Raw genomic sequence first — 19,563 nt, 5'->3', positions numbered from 1 at the left:
CGCAGGACGCTTATCAAGGTTTATAGTCTTTCCTTTTTATCCTATTCTTAAAATGGACGTATTGGTGTTCCAAGGTGACTGTACCAACTCTGTGTATTCAGAAAACGGATCATTAGTTTTTGGCTCTGGATAATTATATGAAAAGTAATTGATCATTTCTTCTACCTTAACTGCATCAACAGGAATAGGTTGACTATTGTTTATCATACGTCTTATGTTGCTATAACTAGCACGATCTACATCTATTGAAAATGTAGAAAGTGGTGAAACAGATGCTGTTTTAAAAGTATTCTCTTCAACTAACGCATAAGATTCTTGCTCTCTAACTTGACGCTGATTTCTTTGTGAAACTGGTATACTACGGTTACCTCTAAGATGAATTCTAACATTTCTTTTTCTTACTTTATTTCTACTAGTTATATTTAAACCAGACACTTTCCCTTTTAAACCAGTCACAACAACTTCATCTAATTGAGCTCCATTTTTAAGAGAAACCATTAATGTGTCTTTAAAATCTTTTGGGGTAACCTTTATATTCTTGGTTGTAAAACCAACATATGTAAATACAAGAATGTTTCCTTCTTCAGCCTTAATTTTAAATTTACCATCAAAATCAGATTGAGTACCATTGCTTGTGCCTTTTACAATTATAGTTGCACCTGGCAACGGTAAGCCAGCTTCATCTGATACAATGCCATTAATCATTGAGTTTTGTGCTTGCAGAGAAAAGCTAATTAATACAAACAGTATAGTTTTAAATAATAGTTTCATAGTCTTGGTTTTTAAAAGTTTATATAAAACTAGAGTAATGATTGATTGACTAAAAGTAGGAATGAGTATATGCAAGAGTTGAGTGAGCAACGCTTACTTTTGCCTGAGACTTGTTTTCTTAAGGAGCTTATATATTGTAATCTTATAAGAGTGATTATATTTGCCGTTATGGCAAACTCTACTCAAAACGTTGTGCTAATTACTGGAGCATCATCTGGAATTGGTAAATCTATAGGTGAATATCTTCATCTTCAAGGTTATAAAGTATACGGAACTTCTAGATCTCCTAAGCAAGACCATTTAAATGGTATTCATTTTTTATCTTTAGACGTTACGAAACCTGAAAGTATAAAAGAAGCTGTAGCTAAATTAATAGCTATTGAAGGCCAGCTAGATGTTCTTATTAATAATGCAGGAAAAGGCATAACAGGACCTTTAGAAGAAACACCAGATGAAGAAGTGCAAGCTGCTTTTGATACCAACTATTTTGGAGTACTTCGTGTAATTAAGGCAGTTTTACCGCAAATGCGTAAACAACGAAGTGGCACAATAATTAATATAACATCTATTGCAGGTTATATGGGCTTGCCGTATCGAGGAATTTATTCTGCAACTAAAAGTGCATTAGAAATTACGACAGAAGCCTACCGTATGGAGCTAAAAGAGTTTGGTATTAAGATGACCAATATAGCACCTGGAGATTTTGCAACTAACATTGCTGCAGGACGTTTTCACGCGCCAGTAATAAAAGGGTCTGCCTACGAAAAAAACTACGGAAGAACACTTGCAATAATGGATGAACATGTAGATCACGGTGAAGATCCTATAAAAATGGCTAAAAAAGTTCATAGTGTTATCTTAACAGAGCATCCCACAATTCATTATAGGGTTGGTGCATTTATGCAGCGTATTTCTGTAGCTTTAAAACATATTTTACCAGATAAACTATTTGAAAAAATGCTTCTAAATCATTATAAATTGTAATTTTACACTAGCAATAAATACTATTACTCAACCTTAAAATTTTACTGATGAAGTTTTTTATAGATACAGCAAATTTAGACCAAATTAAAGAAGCACAAGACCTTGGTGTTTTAGATGGCGTAACAACAAACCCATCACTAATGGCTAAAGAAGGTATTACTGGAGCTGAAAACATAAAAAACCATTATGTAAAAATTTGTGAGATTGTAGATGGCGATGTCTCTGCTGAAGTAATTTCTACAGATTATGAAGGTATTATAAAGGAAGGTGAAGAGCTAGCTAAATTACACGACCAAATTATAGTTAAGGTTCCTATGATAAAAGATGGTGTAAAAGCAATTAAGTATTTTAGTGATAATGGTATTAAAACCAATTGTACATTAGTATTTTCTGCCGGTCAAGCATTACTGGCAGCTAAAGCTGGCGCTACGTATGTATCTCCGTTTATTGGTCGTTTAGATGATATCTCAACAGATGGCTTAAATCTTATTGCCGAAATAAGATTAATTTATGACAATTACGGATTTGATACTCAAATTCTAGCAGCATCTGTAAGACATACAATGCACGTGATTGATTGTGCTAAAATAGGTGCAGATGTTATGACAGGACCTTTATCTTCTATAGAAGGATTGTTAAAACATCCATTAACCGACATAGGTTTAGAAAAGTTTTTAGCAGACTTCAAAAAAGGAAATTAAGCGCATAAATTTTCAGCTCGCATTTAATTTTTGTCTTTATATGTTTCTTCAGCTACAATAGCTATTAATGTTCCATTAGGAGAAACTGCTAGTCTTGTAATGTTTGAAATATTATGATCTTTTAAAGAGATCCATCTTTGCCAATCTTCATCTACAAACGTATCATAAGTAAATAGGGAAGAAGCACTGCCAATGGCGAGTACATCTCGGCTTAACCAAGTATAATCTTGTACTCCGATAGGAAGATCGCAGACATAGTAGCTACTAAAATCATCTTCTATATCTAACTGATAAACTTCATGAATACCGTCTGTATTTATGGAGGTATAGCTCATTAAATTAGAATTGGGGATTTTTTGAAGAGATCTCCCAATATTGTCGACTATCTGTTTTTGAGTTTGATCTTTTAAGTTGATATATACTAAAATTGAAGGATTGCCTAATACATAGGTGATTAATTCGTGTTCATTGTTCCAAGCGTGATATCCTATTTTTAAAGAATCATTTACAAGAGTTGTTTTGTTTGTAGTTGTATTATAACTATAAAGACGTTGTAAACCTGTAGTATCTAGTCTTACAGTTGCAATGTTTTTAGTGTTTGGTATTTGTACAGGAGAAAATTCAGAGCCTTGAGTTGTATGAGATATCCATTTAGAAGCTTTAGAATTTATATTATATAAGATAATGTCAGTCTGTTGCTGTCTAGATTTAGCAAACAAAACCAAACTGTCTGATATAAATGAAGGTTGATTATCATAGCCTTTGTTGTCTGAAATGTTTACCAAATTTCTAGTCTCGGTATTTAAAAAATAGACATCAGTATTAGGTTGTGCGTTAGCTAAGTGGTGAATTATAAAAAATAGGATTACGACAAAACGCATATATAATAGATTATTGGAATAATTTATAAAAGTAAATTATATGATTTTATAATTGTTAATTATTTATTAAATTATTTCTATATTTAATGTTTCAAAATTGATATTAACTTAACACTAAGGTTTTTAATATAGTATTAAAATACCTCTATTTTTGAGATACAATTAATTAATCTATTTAATGCATGAAAACAATTTTACAAAAACACAATTTAATTTTAGCTCTTATTGTTTGCTTTGGAGCTACAATTAGTTCATTTGGGCAGTCTAATGTATATACCATAAATTATGGAACTACTGGAGGTTTTAACCATAATAATGCTAATCCTCCTGCATCAGGACCTCAAACTTTTAGTGGTTCTAATTATGTGCTAGGTTATGATACAACACCAGTAACTGATTCAAGTGATAATTTTTTCGAATCGGATGGCACACAAATTGTCTGTCGAGACTTTGGAGGAGCGGCCTATTTTTATACCGACAATATAGATGTTACCGGGTTTATCGATGTAACAATTCAGGGTATAGCAGAGACAGTCGGGTCAAGTGTATTTAATGGAACTGGCGAACAATTTCAGTGGTCTTATACGTTGGATAATGGTGCGCCTGTAAATGGACCGGCATTGACCGCTGATGGTAGTCTTAATAGTCCAAATACTTGGCAAAATATCGATGTTAGTTCAGTATCTACATTAGTAATAAGATTTGACTTTAATATCAACGGTGGTGGTGATGGTTTTGATTTTACTCAACTAATGGTTACAGGCACACCGTCAACACCAGCAGCAGATTATGTTTATGTAGATGATACTACAGGTTGGGTGCCAAACGATCCTAGTGATGCAGGTAATCCTAGTGATGCCTCAAATAGTGTTTTAGTACAAGCTGGTACGGCAACTACAGCTGGAGATTTTTCAGCAGATACTGTAACAATAGATTCTGGAGCTACATTAAATGCTCAAGGTATTACAGTTGTAACTGGTATTACCAATAGTGGATCGGTTACAATTTCTGGAGTTTTGGTGGCACCAAGTGCAACAATTATTACAGGAAATGATTTTACCTTTAAAAACACAAGCATGTCTACAGGTGTTATTGGTTTAACCAATGCGGCAACATTTACAGGTAATGTAACTGTTGAGCGTTTTATACCTCAAAGTAATAGAGCATATCGTCTTTTAGCTTCTCCACTTAAAAATACAGGGACAATAAATACTAATTGGCAAGAAGCTCAACCTATAACGGATAATGGCTTTGGTATACATATTACGGGTACTGGTGGCGCTTCAAATGGATTTGATGCAACGTCTTTAAATAATCCATCTATGTATATTGTAAATGAGCAAGCAGCTCCTGCAGCTTATGTAGCTGTAACATCTACAACTATGGGAGATGGTTCAGCTGAAGAAGATGGTGTTTTAAAACACGGTATTGGTTACTTAACTCTTGTAAGAGGTAACCGTTCAACAGACCTTACAAATAATGATGCTACTGTAAGTGATGTAACATTAAGAACAACTGGAGTTGTGCATACCGGTGATTATGTTGTAACTGCCAGCAACCTAAACCCAGATCCAGATGGGTCTATTTTAGTTGGGAACCCTTACCAAGCTCCTGTAGATATGGATGCTGTTTTAAATAATCCTGGAACTACAGACATACAAACTGATGCTTATCACGTATATGATCCTACATTAGGTGATAATGGTGCTTTTGTAACTGTAACATTTGGTAATGTAATAGCTAATGATATAAATTCATTGTCATTTCCATTAACAGATACAGATGCTATGGCTTCAAACTCATCTGCTAATAGATTTTTACAACCAGGACAATCTGCATTTGTAAATACAGATACTCCTCTTGTTGGTTCTCCAACTCCAGCAATGACATTTACTGAGGTAAATAAAGTAACAGATGAAGTTAATACAGATATCTTTTTTACAAGTAATACAACTAGTGATAAATTTATAAGTATCGCATTATATGATTTAGAAGCTTTTACAAATAATGAGACACCAAGAGATGGTTCATTAATTAGATTTAATGATAATTATAATTCTTCTTTTGATAATTTAGATGCTTCAAAAGCTGGTAATCTTGATGAAAATTTAGGGACTTTATCTGAAGGAAATTTATTAAGCATAGATAGCAGAGCTTTACCTGTTGAAGGAGATGAGATTTCTTTATCTATTTCAAACTACAAGAAGACAGATTATACACTACAGTTTAGAATAAGTGATTTTGAAAACACAACAGCTTATTTAGTTGATAATTATTTAGGTACACAAACAATGCTAACTAATAGTAATGAAACATTGGTTCAGTTTTCTGTAGATAGTGACGAGCCACAAAGTTTATCTGATGATAGATTTGAAATTATTTTTACTCAAAATGTTTTAGGAGTAGATACTTTTAATGAGTCTCTATTAACTGTTTTTCCTAATCCAGTTTCTAATGGGCAATTAACATTAAACTTAGTAAATGGAAATTTAAGAGATGCTAATATTGAAATTTACAATATGTTAGGTCAGAAGGTGTTATCTGAAAATGTATCAACATCTACTCAACAAACTACTATTAATACTAGTAAATTAAATAGTGGTGTGTATATTGTAAACGCTACAATAGCAGGAAATACAATCTCAAAAAGAATTATAATAAAATAAAAAAAGCAATATGTTACGTAAATTAATGACCCCTAAAAACTTACTAATTGTTGCCTTCATGGTATTAATACTATGTAGTAATGATATGTATGCTCAATTAGGTCTCCCAAATGATGGTGAGGTATTAGATGAGCCAGAAGCACCTATAGATGGATTTATCTCTATAGCTTTAGCAATAGGCGCTTATTTTGGTGTTAAAAAGTTAAGAAAAAGCTAAACACTCAATATACTTTATTTAAAAGCACCTTTCTTTTTAGAAAGGTGCTTTTTTTATCCTTTTTATTGATAATTCTTCACCTATATTTGCAGTCCGTATGATGTATCAAAAACTTATTAAACCATCGTTAGATGTATTTACTGCATCACTAGCTTTTGTACTTGCTTTTCCAATATTTTTAATCTTAGTATTAGTATTGGCAATAGTAAATCAAGGTTCTCCATTCTTTTATCAATTACGGCCAGGAAAGCATGGTCAAATTTTTAAGATAATAAAGTTTAAGACTATGCGTGATGACACCGACTCAAAAGGAAGGTTGTTGTCTGATGCAGAACGGTTAACAAGTTTTGGGAAAATTGTAAGAAAGACCTCTTTAGATGAAATTCCACAACTATTAAATGTAATAAAGGGAGATATGAGTATTGTTGGTCCGAGACCATTATTACCAGCATATTTAAAACTTTATTCAGAAGAACAACATAAGCGACATATAGTAAAACCAGGCATTACAGGATGGGCTCAAGTAAATGGCAGAAATGCTATTAGTTATACTGAAAAATTTAAATTTGATGTTTGGTATGTTAATAACATAAGCTTTAGTCTCGATATTAAAATTATCCTTAAAACAGTAGAGAAAGTGTTTAAAGGATCAGATATAAATGCTGCTAACCAAGCCACAACCGCTCCATTTGATGGCACAAACTAATTACCTATGAATTCTAAAATTTGGTTATCCTCACCTCATATGGGAGGCAATGAACTCTCTTACATAAATGAAGCATTCGATGCAAATTGGATAGCTCCATTAGGTCCTAACGTTAATAATTTTGAAGAAAGTATCAAAACATACTTAGGAAATGGAGTAGAGGTAGCCGCATTAAGTTCCGGAACTGCCGCACTTCACTTAGCTCTTATTTTACTTGGCGTAAGCAAAGATGATGAAGTAATTTGCCAAAGTTTCACATTTGCAGCCTCTGCGAATCCTATTATTTATCAAGGAGCCACACCAGTATTTGTAGATAGTGAACCTGATACTTGGAATATTTGTCCAAAGCATTTAAAACTAGCTATTGAAGACAGAATAAAAAAAGGAAAAAAGCCTAAGGCAATAATAGCTGTTCACTTATATGGTATGCCTTACAAAGCAGATGCTTTAAATGAAATTTCAAAAGAATATAATATTCCTATAATAGAAGATAGCGCAGAAGCTTTAGGAAGTACTTATAAAAATAAAAATTGTGGAACCTTAGGTGATATTTCTATTTTGTCTTTTAATGGAAATAAAATTATTACAACTTCTGGTGGTGGTGCATTAGTTTCAAAACTACCGGTACATAAAGAAAAGGCAGTTTTCTTGGCAACACAAGCTAGAGATCAAGCTCCACATTATCAGCATACACAAATTGGGTATAATTACAGAATGAGTAACATTAGTGCTGGAATTGGTAGAGGTCAAATGGAAGTATTAGATGATCATGTAAACCTAAGGCGACGTATGAATTCGTTTTACAAAGACTTATTTTCTTCGATTGATGATGTAACAGTTTTTGAAGAACCTAATTCAGATTATTACTCTAATCATTGGTTATCTGCAATTATTGTAAATGAAACCAATGGAAAGTCAAGAGAAGGTTTAAGAGTATATTTAGAAACATTAAATATAGAAAGTAGACCTTTATGGAAACCAATGCATATGCAACCAGTGTTCTCAAATGCACCATTTTACGGTACAAACGTAGCGGAGAATTTATTTAAATATGGTTTATGTTTACCATCTGGATCAAATTTAGGAGAACACGAAATTAGTAGAATTAAGGAAGGTATATTAAATTATTTTCAATAATAACATTAAAATAATTAACTTACACTAAGTTTTAAGCTTTATGTTAGAGAAATTGAAACAGGCATTTCGAATCATTATGTCTTATAGTGAAAATAAGATTAATGTTCGTAATATTAAATATCTTCCAAGATGGGTTGTATTAATAATTGATACATTACTTATTTGTATTTCTTTAATTGTATCAATAATAATACTTAATAGAATTAGAATAAGTCCTTTGGATGTTTTAGAATATTCCATTCAAGCATCTATTGTAATTTCTGTTAATGTAATCTTCTTCTTTTTATATAAAACATACTCAGGACTTATAAGACACTCTTCAATGATGGATGCATTAAAGCTGTTTTTAGCTTCAATGAGTACCACAGTTGTATGCCTTATGTTAAATGTATTTTATCAAGGCACTTATGGTGATAAGATTTTTATTACTACCGGTCTTATAATGTATTCATTTATATCATTTTCGATTTTATTTTTATTTAGGATAGCAATTAAACAACTCTATGAGTTTTTTAAGATAGCACAACGTGAAGAAGACCTAATTGATGTAGCAATTCTCGGAATAGATGAAAATGCAATATCTATTGCTGCAGCATTAGAAATGGAGCACCCTAAACGTTTTCTAGTAAAGGGATTTGTGTCTAGAAATAACTTTAAAAGACAGTTAAGAATATTAGAAAAGCCTGTTGTTAGAGTAAAGGAGTCTATTTTACCATCATTAAGAATATTAAATGTAAAGGCTATAATAATTACTTCTGCTATAGACCCAAAAGAAAAGCAGCAAATAGTAGATGAGTGTTTAGAGAATGACATTAAGATGTATAGTTCTCCAATCTTATCAAATTTTGAGGAAGGTAATTCTCCACAAATACAAAAGCTGCAAATTGAGGATTTATTAGAAAGAGAGCCTATTGTATTAAATAAAAAAAATAAAGAACATCAATTAAAAAATAGAACTGTCTTAGTAACTGGTGGAGCAGGATCTATAGGTAGTGAAATTGTTAGGCAAGTAGCAGAATACAAACCTAAGATGTTATTAGTATTAGATCAAGCAGAATCTCCTTTGCATCAAATACAACTGGAGATAAATGAGCACTTTCCTAACCTTAAGTACAAATGTATAATTTGTGATGTTACTAACAACGTTCGCTTGCAAAGTGTTTTTGATGAGTTTGATATTGATGTTATTTATCACGCAGCGGCATATAAACATGTGCCACTTATGGAGAACAACCCTCATGAAGCTATTTTAACAAACATTCTTGGAACAAAACAAGTTGCAGATTTAGCTGCAAAGTTTAAAGTAGGTCACTTTGTAATGGTATCTACAGATAAAGCAGTAAACCCTAGTAATGTTATGGGAGCTTCTAAAAGAGCTTCAGAAATGTATGTGCAATCTCTAAATTATAACTTACAACTGAAAGATAGATGTGCTACAAAATTTATAACTACAAGATTTGGTAATGTTTTAGGATCTAATGGATCTGTTGTCCCTTTATTTAAAAAACAAATTGAAGAAGGCGGACCAGTTACCATCACACATCCAGATATAATTAGATATTTTATGACAATCCCAGAAGCCTGTCAATTAGTTTTGGAAGCTGGTGCTATGGGTAAAGGTGGTGAGATATTTATTTTTGATATGGGTAAACCTGTCAAGATTATGGATTTAGCCAAGAAAATGATAAAGTTGGCTGGATTTATACCAAACAAGGATATACATATTAAAATAACTGGATTAAGGCCAGGAGAAAAGTTATACGAAGAACTGCTATCAGATGAAGCTAAAACTCTACCTACACATCATGAAAAAATTATGATTACTAAAGATAGAAATGATAACTATGAGTTTATCTCAAGCAGTATAGATAGCGTTATTAATTCTGCAAATAATCATAATAATGTGCGTGTGGTTCACAAGCTTAAAAAAATGATTCCAGAATTTAAAAGTAAGAATTCATCTTATGAGTCATTAGATGCAGAGGTGTCGTTTAACGAGATAATAAATGAGGATACCGTTAAAATAAAAAAGCTTTAATGCAGTTAAATAAACAGAATGTCTATTTTTGCAGAAAATTACTGAAAATGATACAAAATTTTAAGTTAACAGTTAATAACCAATTTATAGTAATTGGAGTATTGCTGTTTTCTATGCTATTTACCTCTTGCGCCTCAAAAAAAGACGTGCTTTATTTTCAGGATATTGAATCAAGAGGAACTATAGAAGCTGCTCAAGAAAAGTTAGTTATTCAAAAAAATGATCTTTTATCTATTATTGTATCTGTTTCTGGATTAGATCAAGCTGCTGCTAAGCCTTTTAATTTGCCTGCAATTTCTACAGAAACCGCTATAGGTGCAAATGTAGCTGTTCAGCGTAACCAAGCTTATTTAGTTAATGAGAATGGTTCTGTAAAAATGCCTGGTTTAGGTGAGATTAAAGTTAGCGGCTTAACTAAAACTCAAGTGGTAGATAAGGTTACAGAAAAACTTACAGAATTTATAATTGATCCCGTTGTAAATGTTAGACTTTTAAATTTTAGGGTTACTGTTATTGGAGATGTAGCCAGACCAGGAACTTATAATATAGAAAATGAAAAAGTTTCTGTTATTGAAGCAATTGGATTAGCTGGAGATATGCAAATTTCTGGAAGTAGACAAGATGTTTTAATTATAAGGGAAAATGAAGATGGTAGTAAAACTACTGCTCAGTTAGACTTTACAAAAAATGATTTATTCACTTCACCATATTATTACTTAAAGCAAAATGATGTAGTTGTTGTAGACCCTAATTATGCAAAAGTACAGCGATCTGCATCTAATCCAAATACAGGAATATTCTTCTCTTTAGCCTCTTTATTATTATCAGTAATTGTTATTATCTCAAGATAAATCAATATGAACAGTACCTCAAATTCACCTATTTTTAAAGAAGAAGATAATAACTTAAGAGAAGAGATAGATAAGTATCTGTTTCAATGGAAATGGTTTGTGTTAGGGGTTATAATAACTCTTACTGGTGCATTTTTATACTTAAGATATGCAACACCTATTTATCAATCTACAGCTACAATTTTGGTTAAGGATGAAAAAAAGGGTGAAGCTTCAATATTAGAGGACTTAGGTTCTGGTACGCCAGGATTTTCATCTGTAAATGTAGAAGATGAAATCCAAATTTTAAAGTCTAAAAATTTAATGTCTGGTGTTGTTGATGATCTTAACCTTACAACACAATATCTGTTAGAAGGTAATATTAAGACAGTTGAGCTCTACAATAGTCAACCATTTGATTTTACATTTATTGGTCAAGATTCTTTAGGCAATCAAGGGTACTCACGACAATTAGAGGTAGAGCCTATATCTAATTCTAAATATAAAATTAAAGAAGTTTCAACAGAAACTAGTAGTGAACATAGTTTTGGTGATGTAGTTAATCTTGGTTTCGGGAAGTTTACAATTGTTCCAAATAAAACAAACCTTTCAGAAAATAATTCTTGGATTAATAAGAAGTATATAGTTAGATTATTACCTCAGTTTAGCGCTATTAACAAGTATCAAAGTGCTTTAACAGTTGAGAATACAGGAAGACGAAGTAGTGTAATATCACTTTCAATGCAAAGTGAAAATTCAAAAAAATCTGAAGATATTTTAAATAACATTATTAAGCAATTTAATAATGATGCTATTGTAGATAAAAATTTAGTTTCAGAAAACACGTTTAACTTCATAGCAGAGCGTTTAGAAATAATTCAGGAAGAATTAGATTCTGTTGAAACTAACAAAAAAGAGTTTCAAACTGAAAATAAAATAACAGATATTCCTTCTGAGGCTCAACTTTATGTTGAAGATATAAGAGAAATTCAAAAAAGTAGAGTAGAAGTAGAAACTCAACTTGAGTTAATAAAATATATAAAAGATTATTTAACAGACACTAACCGATCTTCAGATTTATTACCTGCAAATTTAGGTGTAACAGATTCAGGAATAGAGAGTTCTATAAGTGAGTATAATCAGTTAGTTATTCAGAGGAATAATCAATTACAAACTGGTACTGCATCTAACCCAATTGTAATTAATCTGAATAATCAAATAGATGTAATAAAATCTAATATTTTAACTAGCTTAAATAATAAGACTAAATCTCTTGAGGTAAAACGCAGAGACATTATTAACCAACAAAATAATTTAGACTCTAAAATTTCTTCTGTTCCTAAAAACTCTTTAATCTTTAGAGATATAACTAGGCAACAAAATATTAAGGAAAATCTTTTTCTATACCTATTGCAAAAGCGTGAAGAAACTGCAATTTCTTTAGCAATTACAGCACCTTCAGCAAAGGTTATCGATGATGCTTATAGTTCAAGATCTCCTATATTTCCTAAAAAGCAAATTATATATTTAGCTGCTTTTATTTTAGGTATAATAATTCCTTTCCTTATAATTTACGTTAAAAACTTATTAGATAATAAGATTCATAATAGGGCAGATGTAGAAAAAGAAACTAAACTTATTCCTATTTTAGGTGAAGTCCCTAAGATTGATACTAAGGAAAGTGAAACAGTTGGTACTAATGACAGATCTATTTTAGCAGAAGCCTTTAGGATATTAAGAACCAACTTAAGCTATTTTGTAAAGTCTATTAAAGGTGAAGAGAAAAACATAATCTTTGTTACTTCTACGGTTAAAGGTGAGGGAAAAACATTTGTAGCATTTAACCTAGCACTTACATTATCAACTTCAGATAAAAAAGTTTTGCTAATTGGATCAGATATTAGAAACCCACAATTACATAGGTACATAGATAGGCCAGAGCAAAGCAAAGGTCTTTCTGAATACTTATATGATGAAAAAGTAACCATTGAAAGTGTTACAGATAGTTATAAAATTAACAAGAAAGATATAAGTATAATTTTATCTGGTAGGATACCTCCAAATCCAGCTGAGTTGTTAATGAGAGATAGGTTTAAAAACTTATTAGAAGAGGTTAAAGATAAGTATGATTATGTAGTTGTAGATACTGCTCCAACTATGTTAGTAACAGATACACTATTAATTAGCCAGCATGCAGACTTTACTGTGTATGTAACAAGAGCAGAATATACAGATAAAAGACTTCTTAAATTCCCGGTTGAACTTTACCACGAGAAGAAATTACGTAATATGGCATTTGTAGTTAATAATGTTAGTGTTTCTAATTATGGCTATGGAAATAAGTACGGTTATGGCTACACGTATGGTGCGGAAAAAGAAACGTTCTTCACTAAATTAAAATCCAAATTAAGATTTTAAGACGAGAAAATAAGGTTAGTTTCTGTAATTATAGGTTTTAAATACGTTACTTGGTTCTTGTTTAATTTAAGGGATCCTATTTTAGAAACATGTCTTTTATGATGTGTATCGCTAGCTATATAATCTATCATTCCATCTTTTAATAGTCTATTGGCTGTTTTGGTTACAGACTCACCATATTGTGACGTTAGGGATAACATGTTCAGTTGAAATTTACACCCTAATTTCTTTAGTGTCTTATAATATTCATTATTTTTATGATAAAAGGCATAACGCTCAGGATGCGCCAAAATAGGTTCGTAGCCAGCAACACCAATTTTATAAATTATTTCTTCTAAATTTATTGGTGGTTGTAAATAGGACATTTCAACAAGAATTAAACTATCCTTTAATGGTATAATTTTATTGTCTTCTAATAAATTCTCAAAATGAGAATCCATCATATATTCAGAGGAGTACCCAATTTTTATATTAGATAAGTTTTTAGTTAAAGCTTGTTGTACTGTATTGTGCGCGTTCGTTATTGTTTCATATGTATTTGGGTAATAATCATTCATAGTGTGTGGTGTAGCTATAAATTCTTTAAACCCTAAATTATTCAGTCCTTTTATAAGGTCAATAGATTCTTCTACGGTCTTTGCACCATCATCAATTCCTGGAAGAATATGATTATGAACATCTGTGAAACCGACTAATAAATCTCGTAAAAATGTTTTTGGGCTAAAAATTGAAAGCATAAATACTATATAAATTAAGAGAAACAAAATTAACAATACAGTTCCGAAAAACTAACATTACATTTGCTTATATTTTAAAGACAATGAAGCCATTAGTTCTAGCTTTATTTTGTGTTGTAACATCACTCTCTGCACAAAATTACCAAACAGAATCATCTTTTACATCAAGTGGATTTTTATCGAATGATACTTCACCATTTTGGTTTTATACAAATGAATTTGGCAGAAATGATCCAACTACAGATGTTCTTGTTCTAGGAGAAACATCTCGCCAATTTAAGTTAACTGAAACTTCAAATATTAAAGTTAATGCCGGACTTTTATATCAAAACGGTACTTCAGGGAAGACATTACAAATAGATAATGCCTATTTGCAGTATACAAACTCTTGGCTAAATGCAAGAATTGGTAGTTTTCATCAATACATTGAGTTAGATGGTATATCATCTACAAATAAAAATATTCTTTGGTCTGGAAATACAAGAGCTATACCTGGTATTTTATTAGAAGCTAACGCACCAATTAAAATTTGGGATTGGCTAGGGTTAGATTGGGGAATTGGACATTATGAACTTATAGATGATCGTTATGTAAAAGGAGCTAACATACATTATAAACATTTAGGTGCTTATATAAAACTTTCTGATAAGAGTAAGCTTCATTTTGAAATACAACATTTTGCACAATGGGCTGGAACTTCACCAAGATTTGGAAAACAACCAAGCAAAGTTTCAGATTTTATAGATGTATTTTTCGCTAAACGATCTGGATCAGATGATGCTCCAGAAGGTGAAGTTATTAACGCTTTAGGAAATCATTTAGGCTCTTATAACCTTTCTTATACCTACACATTAGATAAAGGAACATTAGAGTTGTACCACCAACATTTATTTGAAGATGGCTCTGGAACAGCTTTAAAAAATTTTCCAGATGGTATTTGGGGAGCACATTTAACCTTTAATAACTCAATACTTAAAGCGGTAAACTATGAGTATATACATACTAAAAATCAAAATGGTTTCGGTACAGTAAGTGGAAATGACAATTATTTTAGAAATGGTATTTATGATAGCGGATGGACTTATGAGAATAGAACAATAGGTTTACCTTTTATACAACCACAATCTTTTTATAACCCTATGGGAAATAGTAGGGTGCAAGGTCATCATTTTGGCTTATTATCATCTTACAAATCGTTTGAGCTACAATTAAAAGCATCTTATATAGAAAGTCTAGGAACATATGTACAGCCTTTTATCCCTAAGAGAAAGGCACTTTATACTTATGCGGGACTTACGTATAAAACAAAAAATGTAGGCCAATTTACCATTAAAACTGGATTAGATATTTTAAGCTATTCTGGAAACTTACTTGGTTTAGCAGGTTCGTATAAATATACTTTTAATTAAAAAAGCGCCTCACTAATGTGAGACGCTTAAGCTTTAATTTCAAGAAAAAGTTATTTTACTTCTTTGTCTTAGGTGTAATCTCAACCAACTCTAACTCAAATACTAAATCTGTGTTTGGTTTAATTGCTTGTCCTGCACCACGTTCACCATAAGCTAAATGAGAAGGAATAAACACAGTAGCTTTATCTCCAACTTTCATCATCTGCATTGCATCTTTAAAACCTTGTATAAGGCCTGCATCTGGGCTATAAAGTGTTGGCATTGGTGTATACCCATCTTTTTTCTTACGGTTTGCATTAAAAATGTTATATGTTCTAGAAATCTTTTCAATGTTAGAATCAAATAAAGTTCCGTCTTCTAAATAACCAGCATAATTTACAGTAACTGCATCTCCAGTATTTGGTTTAGGGCCTTCACCTTCTGTAGTAATTACCATAGATAAGCCACTGTCATAAGTCGTAGCTTCTTTTTTAAGTGCTTCAATTTCTTTAGCCTTATTCATCTTAACTTCTTCTAAACGCTTAGCTTCCTCAATTTTAGAAGTTTCAATGTTTTTTAAAGTTTCTTCATAAGCTTTTGCACCATCATATTTTTTGTATTTACTACCTTTTTTAATAATGTTTAATTCATTAATTACAACATCTTCAACAGGCTTATCTCCAGGTTTAGTAGTTTCAACTTTTCCTATAGTATCTACAACTTCTTGACCTATCATAACTTTACCAAAAATAGTATGACGACCGTCTAACCAAGGTGTGGCTTTTAAAGTAACAAAAAATTGACTTCCGTTTGTATTAGGCCCAGAATTAGCCATAGATAATATTCCCTTATCGTTATGAGCTAGAGATTCTGTAGTTTCATCTGGAAACTTGTATCCAGGACCACCACGACCTGTACCTTCAGGATCACCACCTTGTATCATAAAGTCTTTAATAACTCTATGAAAAATAAGACCATTATAAAAGTTCTTTCCTTTATATGTACTATCTACCATTGTATTTGTACCTTCTGCTAAAGACACGAAGTTTGCAATGGTTAAAGGTGCTTGTTCTTCGTATAATTTAGCAACAAATGTACCTTGATTGGTAATAAACTCAGCATAAAGACCATCTTCTAAATCTGGGTACTTTTCTCCGCAACTAAATAAGGCGAGTGCAAGTATGCTGGTTAATATAAATGTTAATCGTTTCATTCTTGTGGGTTATTTTGAGTTGTTATTGATTTTACTTTTAATTTAACTGTGATAGGAATATTACTTCCTATTTTATTCTTGTCGCCATAATAGCCGTAAGCTTTATGAGACGGTAATAACAAGACTATTTCATCTCCTTCTGTAGTTAGCTTTAAACCTTCTCTTATACCACTAGCCAATTGCTCTTGGTCCATTGCATAAGTTTTACTCGGAGTTTCTTCTTCTGAATAAATTGTGTCGCCACTAAGAGATTCTATAGTATAATCATAGCTTACTAAATCACCAAACTCTGGCATTTTTTGAGACGTAGTGTCTTGCGTTTTAAAATAATACCAGAATCCATTACTTGAAGTTTCATAGGTATTAATAGAGTCTTTAGAAATAATATTTTTAATTTGAGACTCTTGATTTGCAATAAGCTTTTTATTTCTTAGCACAGAAGCCTCAATAGTTGTTCCACTAGAAGAACTTATAGGTCGTCTTGCTTCTGGAGGTTTACAACTACCAAAAATTACTGCGACAAGTATTAAGTTTATTAAGTGTTTCACGCTGTTAATTCTGCTTTATAGTCTGGCAATATACTAATAAATTTAGCAATGGTATCTTTTAAACTTAGGTCAGATTTTCCGCCAGCTGCATTGGTATGGCCACCACCTTCAAAATGTGTTCTTGCCATATCGTTTACAGAAAAATCACCTTTACTGCGTAAAGACATTTTCACGATATTATCAGAAGTCTTTTCAATAAAAATAGCGGCTAATTTTATATTTAATAAGGTGAGGCAATAATTCACAAATCCTTCTGTATCACCTTTTTGAAAATTATTTGTATCTAATTCTTCTTGAGATAACGAAATATAAGCAGTATTAAACTCCTCTAAAACAACCATGTTTTTTAAAGCAATACCTAAAAGTTTAAGTCTACTTGGTGTATAGGTGTCATAAATATTTTGATGTATGATTTGGTTTTCTGCACCAGCTGCAATTAATTGAGCCGCTACTTTATGTGTAGCTGCGGTAGTACTTTTAAACCTAAATGAACCTGTATCTGTCATGATACCAGTATATAAGCAAGTTGCAATTTCTTTGGTTATTAAGTTTGCATCACCTAACATATCTATAAAATGATATACCATTTCACAGGTAGAGCTCATTGTGGTATCACTATAAGTAAACTTTGCGTATGTGTCTGGTTGTTGGTGATGATCTATCATCACAAATGTCTTTCCACAATTTTCAAGTGTATTTTGCATATCACTTCCTACACGAGATAGGTGATTAAAATCTAATGTAAAAACTAGGTCTGCTGCTTCTATAGCTTCTTTAGATTGCCTATTATGACTGTCAAATAAAAACAGACTGTCATTGTGTGGTAACCAGCTTAAAAAATCTGGATAACCATTAGGAGCAACTACGCGACTAGTATGGCCTTTCAAATTTAAATATAAAGATAATGCTAGGGTAGATCCCATGGCATCTCCATCGGGATTTCTATGTGGAATTATTACAATTTTCTTTGGGCTTTCTAAGAGCTGCTTAAGCTCTTGTAACTTCTGTGTTTCCATAAGGTGCGAATATACAAAATAGAGCACTTGTGTCATCTTATTTTAAGTTTACATTAAGTTGTGTAATTCTATTGGTTTTGAAATAGAATATCTTATTTTTGCACCAAATTTAAAGATCATAAAAATGTCAGGAATTAGAACATTTACAATGCTTAAGCCAGATGCTGTTGAAAAAGGACACGTTGGTGCAATATTAGAGCAAATAGCATCTGCGGGTTTCCGTATAGTTGCTATGAAATTAACTCAAATGACTCAAACTGATGCAGAGACGTTTTACGCTGTGCACAAAGAGCGTCCATTTTTCGGAGAATTGGTAGAATATATGACCCGTGGTCCTATAGTAGCTGCTATCTTAGAAAAAGAAAACGCAGTTGAGGATTTTAGAACTCTTATTGGTGCTACAAACCCAGAAGACGCTGCAGAAGGTACTATACGTAAATTATATGCTGCATCAATCGGTGAGAATGCTGTACACGGTAGTGATAGTGATGAGAATGCACAGATAGAAGGTGCTTTCCATTTTGCTGGACGTGAAATGTTTTAAGGACATTACCTCATAAATAAAAAGCCTCTAAGTAAAACTTAGAGGCTTTTTTTATGCGTTTTCGCAAGCTTTCCAAATAGCATCTTCTGGAAGTGGTGCTTTAAAAGTAATAGGTTCTTTTTTTACAGGATGCTGTATAGTTAAAAACCTTGCGTGCAAATGTATACTGCCATCGGGATTGCTACGGTCTGCACCATATTTTAAATCTCCTTTTATAGGACATTCTATTGATGAAAGCTGAGATCTAATTTGATGATGCCTTCCTGTTAAAAGATTGACCTCTAGTAAATTATAATTATTTAATCTGAATTTTAAGATGTAATCTAATATAGCTTTCTTGCTATCAGGAACTTCGTGTTTATGAGCGTAGGATTTATTTTGCTTAGGATTACGTTTAAGATAATGTACTAATCTGTCCTTTTCTTTAGGTGGATTATTTTTTACAACAGCCCAGTATGTTTTTGAGGTCTCATGATTAGCGAACATTTTATTTAATCTGGAAAGGGCTTTAGAGGTCTTAGAAAATAATACGACACCAGTAGTTGGTCTATCTAATCTATGTACTACACCAAGATATACATCTCCTGGTTTGTTATACTTTTCTTTTATATAAGATTTAACAACGTCACTTAATGGTTTATCACCCGTTTTGTCACCTTGTACAATATCTCCAGCACGTTTATTAACCACAATTAAGTGATTATCTTCATAAATAACTTGGAGATTATTTTTGTCTGAGTACATTTTCATTAATCAACAATCATAAAA

The 19,563-nt window shown here is 31.9% G+C and carries 18 protein-coding genes; 11 read left to right on the top strand and 7 right to left on the bottom strand.

Features of this window, described 5'->3' with window-relative positions:
- Nucleotides 1-36: 36 nt before the first annotated feature.
- Nucleotides 37-771, bottom strand: coding sequence for a von Willebrand factor type A domain-containing protein (locus CA2559_RS14000; RefSeq protein ID WP_316927761.1), 735 nt, complete (start codon nt 769-771; stop codon nt 37-39).
- Nucleotides 772-939: 168 nt separating this feature from the next.
- Between CA2559_RS14000 and CA2559_RS10650 the strand changes: the two genes are divergently transcribed.
- On the top strand, nt 940-1,755 hold the full coding sequence (locus CA2559_RS10650; RefSeq protein WP_041241000.1) for an SDR family oxidoreductase: 816 nt from the start codon (nt 940-942) through the stop codon (nt 1,753-1,755).
- Nucleotides 1,756-1,802: 47 nt separating this feature from the next.
- Complete coding sequence (gene fsa, locus CA2559_RS10645; RefSeq protein WP_013187894.1) at nt 1,803-2,456, top strand: fructose-6-phosphate aldolase; 654 nt, start codon at nt 1,803-1,805, stop codon at nt 2,454-2,456.
- Nucleotides 2,457-2,479: 23 nt separating this feature from the next.
- Here fsa and CA2559_RS10640 read toward each other — a convergent pair whose 3' ends face one another.
- On the bottom strand, nt 2,480-3,337 hold the full coding sequence (locus tag CA2559_RS10640) for a TolB family protein (protein ID WP_013187893.1): 858 nt from the start codon (nt 3,335-3,337) through the stop codon (nt 2,480-2,482).
- 182 nt (nt 3,338-3,519) lie between these two features.
- On the opposite strand from CA2559_RS10640, the gene CA2559_RS10635 reads away from it, so the two are divergent.
- From CA2559_RS10635 to CA2559_RS10610, 7 genes are all read left to right on the top strand, one after another.
- Nucleotides 3,520-6,003: a T9SS type A sorting domain-containing protein gene (locus CA2559_RS10635; protein WP_013187892.1), complete on the top strand. Its 2,484-nt coding sequence runs from the start codon at nt 3,520-3,522 to the stop codon at nt 6,001-6,003.
- 10 nt (nt 6,004-6,013) lie between these two features.
- The gene (locus CA2559_RS13765; RefSeq protein ID WP_013187891.1) at nt 6,014-6,220 is read left to right on the top strand and encodes a PID-CTERM protein-sorting domain-containing protein; all 207 of its coding nucleotides are present in this window, start codon (nt 6,014-6,016) and stop codon (nt 6,218-6,220) included.
- 100 nt (nt 6,221-6,320) lie between these two features.
- Entirely contained in the window at nt 6,321-6,926 is a 606-nt protein-coding gene (locus CA2559_RS10630) for a sugar transferase (protein ID WP_041240999.1), read from the top strand.
- Between the two features lie 6 nt (nt 6,927-6,932).
- The gene (locus CA2559_RS10625; RefSeq protein ID WP_041240998.1) at nt 6,933-8,063 is read left to right on the top strand and encodes an aminotransferase class I/II-fold pyridoxal phosphate-dependent enzyme; all 1,131 of its coding nucleotides are present in this window, start codon (nt 6,933-6,935) and stop codon (nt 8,061-8,063) included.
- A gap of 52 nt (nt 8,064-8,115) precedes the next feature.
- A complete protein-coding gene (locus CA2559_RS10620) occupies nt 8,116-10,101 on the top strand; it encodes a polysaccharide biosynthesis protein (protein WP_306465501.1) in 1,986 nt (661 codons plus the stop codon).
- Between the two features lie 47 nt (nt 10,102-10,148).
- Nucleotides 10,149-10,952 (top strand): polysaccharide biosynthesis/export family protein, encoded by an 804-nt coding sequence (locus tag CA2559_RS10615; RefSeq protein WP_049787206.1) that lies wholly within the window; start codon nt 10,149-10,151, stop codon nt 10,950-10,952.
- A 6-nt stretch (nt 10,953-10,958) separates the two neighbouring features.
- On the top strand, nt 10,959-13,349 hold the full coding sequence (locus CA2559_RS10610) for a GumC family protein (protein WP_013187886.1): 2,391 nt from the start codon (nt 10,959-10,961) through the stop codon (nt 13,347-13,349).
- Here CA2559_RS10610 and CA2559_RS10605 read toward each other — a convergent pair.
- Complete coding sequence (locus CA2559_RS10605) at nt 13,346-14,086, bottom strand: tyrosine-protein phosphatase (protein WP_013187885.1); 741 nt, start codon at nt 14,084-14,086, stop codon at nt 13,346-13,348. The two genes, CA2559_RS10610 and CA2559_RS10605, sit on opposite strands and share 4 nt — an antisense overlap.
- A gap of 83 nt (nt 14,087-14,169) precedes the next feature.
- Between CA2559_RS10605 and CA2559_RS10600 the strand changes: the two genes are divergently transcribed.
- Nucleotides 14,170-15,495: a capsule assembly Wzi family protein gene (locus CA2559_RS10600; RefSeq protein WP_013187884.1), complete on the top strand. Its 1,326-nt coding sequence runs from the start codon at nt 14,170-14,172 to the stop codon at nt 15,493-15,495.
- A 55-nt stretch (nt 15,496-15,550) separates the two neighbouring features.
- Here CA2559_RS10600 and CA2559_RS10595 read toward each other — a convergent pair whose 3' ends face one another.
- From CA2559_RS10595 to CA2559_RS10585, 3 genes are read right to left on the bottom strand one after another with little or no spacing between them, the layout of a single operon-like run.
- Entirely contained in the window at nt 15,551-16,687 is a 1,137-nt protein-coding gene (locus tag CA2559_RS10595; protein ID WP_013187883.1) for a peptidylprolyl isomerase, read from the bottom strand.
- Nucleotides 16,684-17,235, bottom strand: a complete 552-nt coding sequence (gene gldI, locus CA2559_RS10590) for a gliding motility-associated peptidyl-prolyl isomerase GldI (protein WP_013187882.1) — start codon at nt 17,233-17,235, stop codon at nt 16,684-16,686. The genes CA2559_RS10595 and gldI overlap by 4 nt, the downstream gene beginning before the upstream one ends.
- Entirely contained in the window at nt 17,232-18,251 is a 1,020-nt protein-coding gene (locus tag CA2559_RS10585; RefSeq protein ID WP_041240996.1) for a DHH family phosphoesterase, read from the bottom strand. Before CA2559_RS10585 ends, gldI begins: the two co-directional genes overlap by 4 nt.
- A 124-nt stretch (nt 18,252-18,375) precedes the next feature.
- On the opposite strand from CA2559_RS10585, the gene CA2559_RS10580 reads away from it, so the two are divergent.
- Entirely contained in the window at nt 18,376-18,795 is a 420-nt protein-coding gene (locus CA2559_RS10580; protein WP_041240995.1) for a nucleoside-diphosphate kinase, read from the top strand.
- Nucleotides 18,796-18,846: 51 nt separating this feature from the next.
- On the opposite strand, the gene CA2559_RS10575 is transcribed toward CA2559_RS10580, so the two are convergent.
- Nucleotides 18,847-19,545, bottom strand: a complete 699-nt coding sequence (locus CA2559_RS10575; RefSeq protein WP_013187879.1) for an RluA family pseudouridine synthase — start codon at nt 19,543-19,545, stop codon at nt 18,847-18,849.
- Nucleotides 19,546-19,563: the final 18 nt, after the last annotated feature.

Source organism: Croceibacter atlanticus HTCC2559 (genome assembly GCF_000196315.1).
GTDB lineage: Bacteria > Bacteroidota > Bacteroidia > Flavobacteriales > Flavobacteriaceae > Croceibacter > Croceibacter atlanticus.
Note: the sequence above shows the minus strand (reverse complement) of the source record. Positions and strands in the feature narration are given on the sequence as shown.

Bases quoted from the DNA above. Each gene is read 5' to 3' on its own strand.
- CA2559_RS10625 (WP_041240998.1), top strand. From the start codon at position 6,933: ATGAATTCTAAAATTTGGTTATCCTCACCTCATATGGGAGGCAATGAA.
- CA2559_RS10585 (WP_041240996.1), bottom strand. From the start codon at position 18,251: ATGGAAACACAGAAGTTACAAGAGCTTAAGCAGCTCTTAGAAAGCCCA.
- CA2559_RS10640 (WP_013187893.1), bottom strand. From the start codon at position 3,337: ATGCGTTTTGTCGTAATCCTATTTTTTATAATTCACCACTTAGCTAAC.
- CA2559_RS10615 (WP_049787206.1), top strand. From the start codon at position 10,149: ATGATACAAAATTTTAAGTTAACAGTTAATAACCAATTTATAGTAATT.
- CA2559_RS10650 (WP_041241000.1), top strand. From the start codon at position 940: ATGGCAAACTCTACTCAAAACGTTGTGCTAATTACTGGAGCATCATCT.
- CA2559_RS10605 (WP_013187885.1), bottom strand. From the start codon at position 14,086: ATGCTTTCAATTTTTAGCCCAAAAACATTTTTACGAGATTTATTAGTC.
- CA2559_RS10600 (WP_013187884.1), top strand. From the start codon at position 14,170: ATGAAGCCATTAGTTCTAGCTTTATTTTGTGTTGTAACATCACTCTCT.
- CA2559_RS13765 (WP_013187891.1), top strand. From the start codon at position 6,014: ATGTTACGTAAATTAATGACCCCTAAAAACTTACTAATTGTTGCCTTC.
- CA2559_RS10575 (WP_013187879.1), bottom strand. From the start codon at position 19,545: ATGAAAATGTACTCAGACAAAAATAATCTCCAAGTTATTTATGAAGAT.
- CA2559_RS14000 (WP_316927761.1), bottom strand. From the start codon at position 771: ATGAAACTATTATTTAAAACTATACTGTTTGTATTAATTAGCTTTTCT.
- fsa (WP_013187894.1), top strand. From the start codon at position 1,803: ATGAAGTTTTTTATAGATACAGCAAATTTAGACCAAATTAAAGAAGCA.
- CA2559_RS10595 (WP_013187883.1), bottom strand. From the start codon at position 16,687: ATGAAACGATTAACATTTATATTAACCAGCATACTTGCACTCGCCTTA.
- CA2559_RS10635 (WP_013187892.1), top strand. From the start codon at position 3,520: ATGAAAACAATTTTACAAAAACACAATTTAATTTTAGCTCTTATTGTT.
- CA2559_RS10630 (WP_041240999.1), top strand. From the start codon at position 6,321: ATGTATCAAAAACTTATTAAACCATCGTTAGATGTATTTACTGCATCA.
- CA2559_RS10610 (WP_013187886.1), top strand. From the start codon at position 10,959: ATGAACAGTACCTCAAATTCACCTATTTTTAAAGAAGAAGATAATAAC.
- CA2559_RS10580 (WP_041240995.1), top strand. From the start codon at position 18,376: ATGTCAGGAATTAGAACATTTACAATGCTTAAGCCAGATGCTGTTGAA.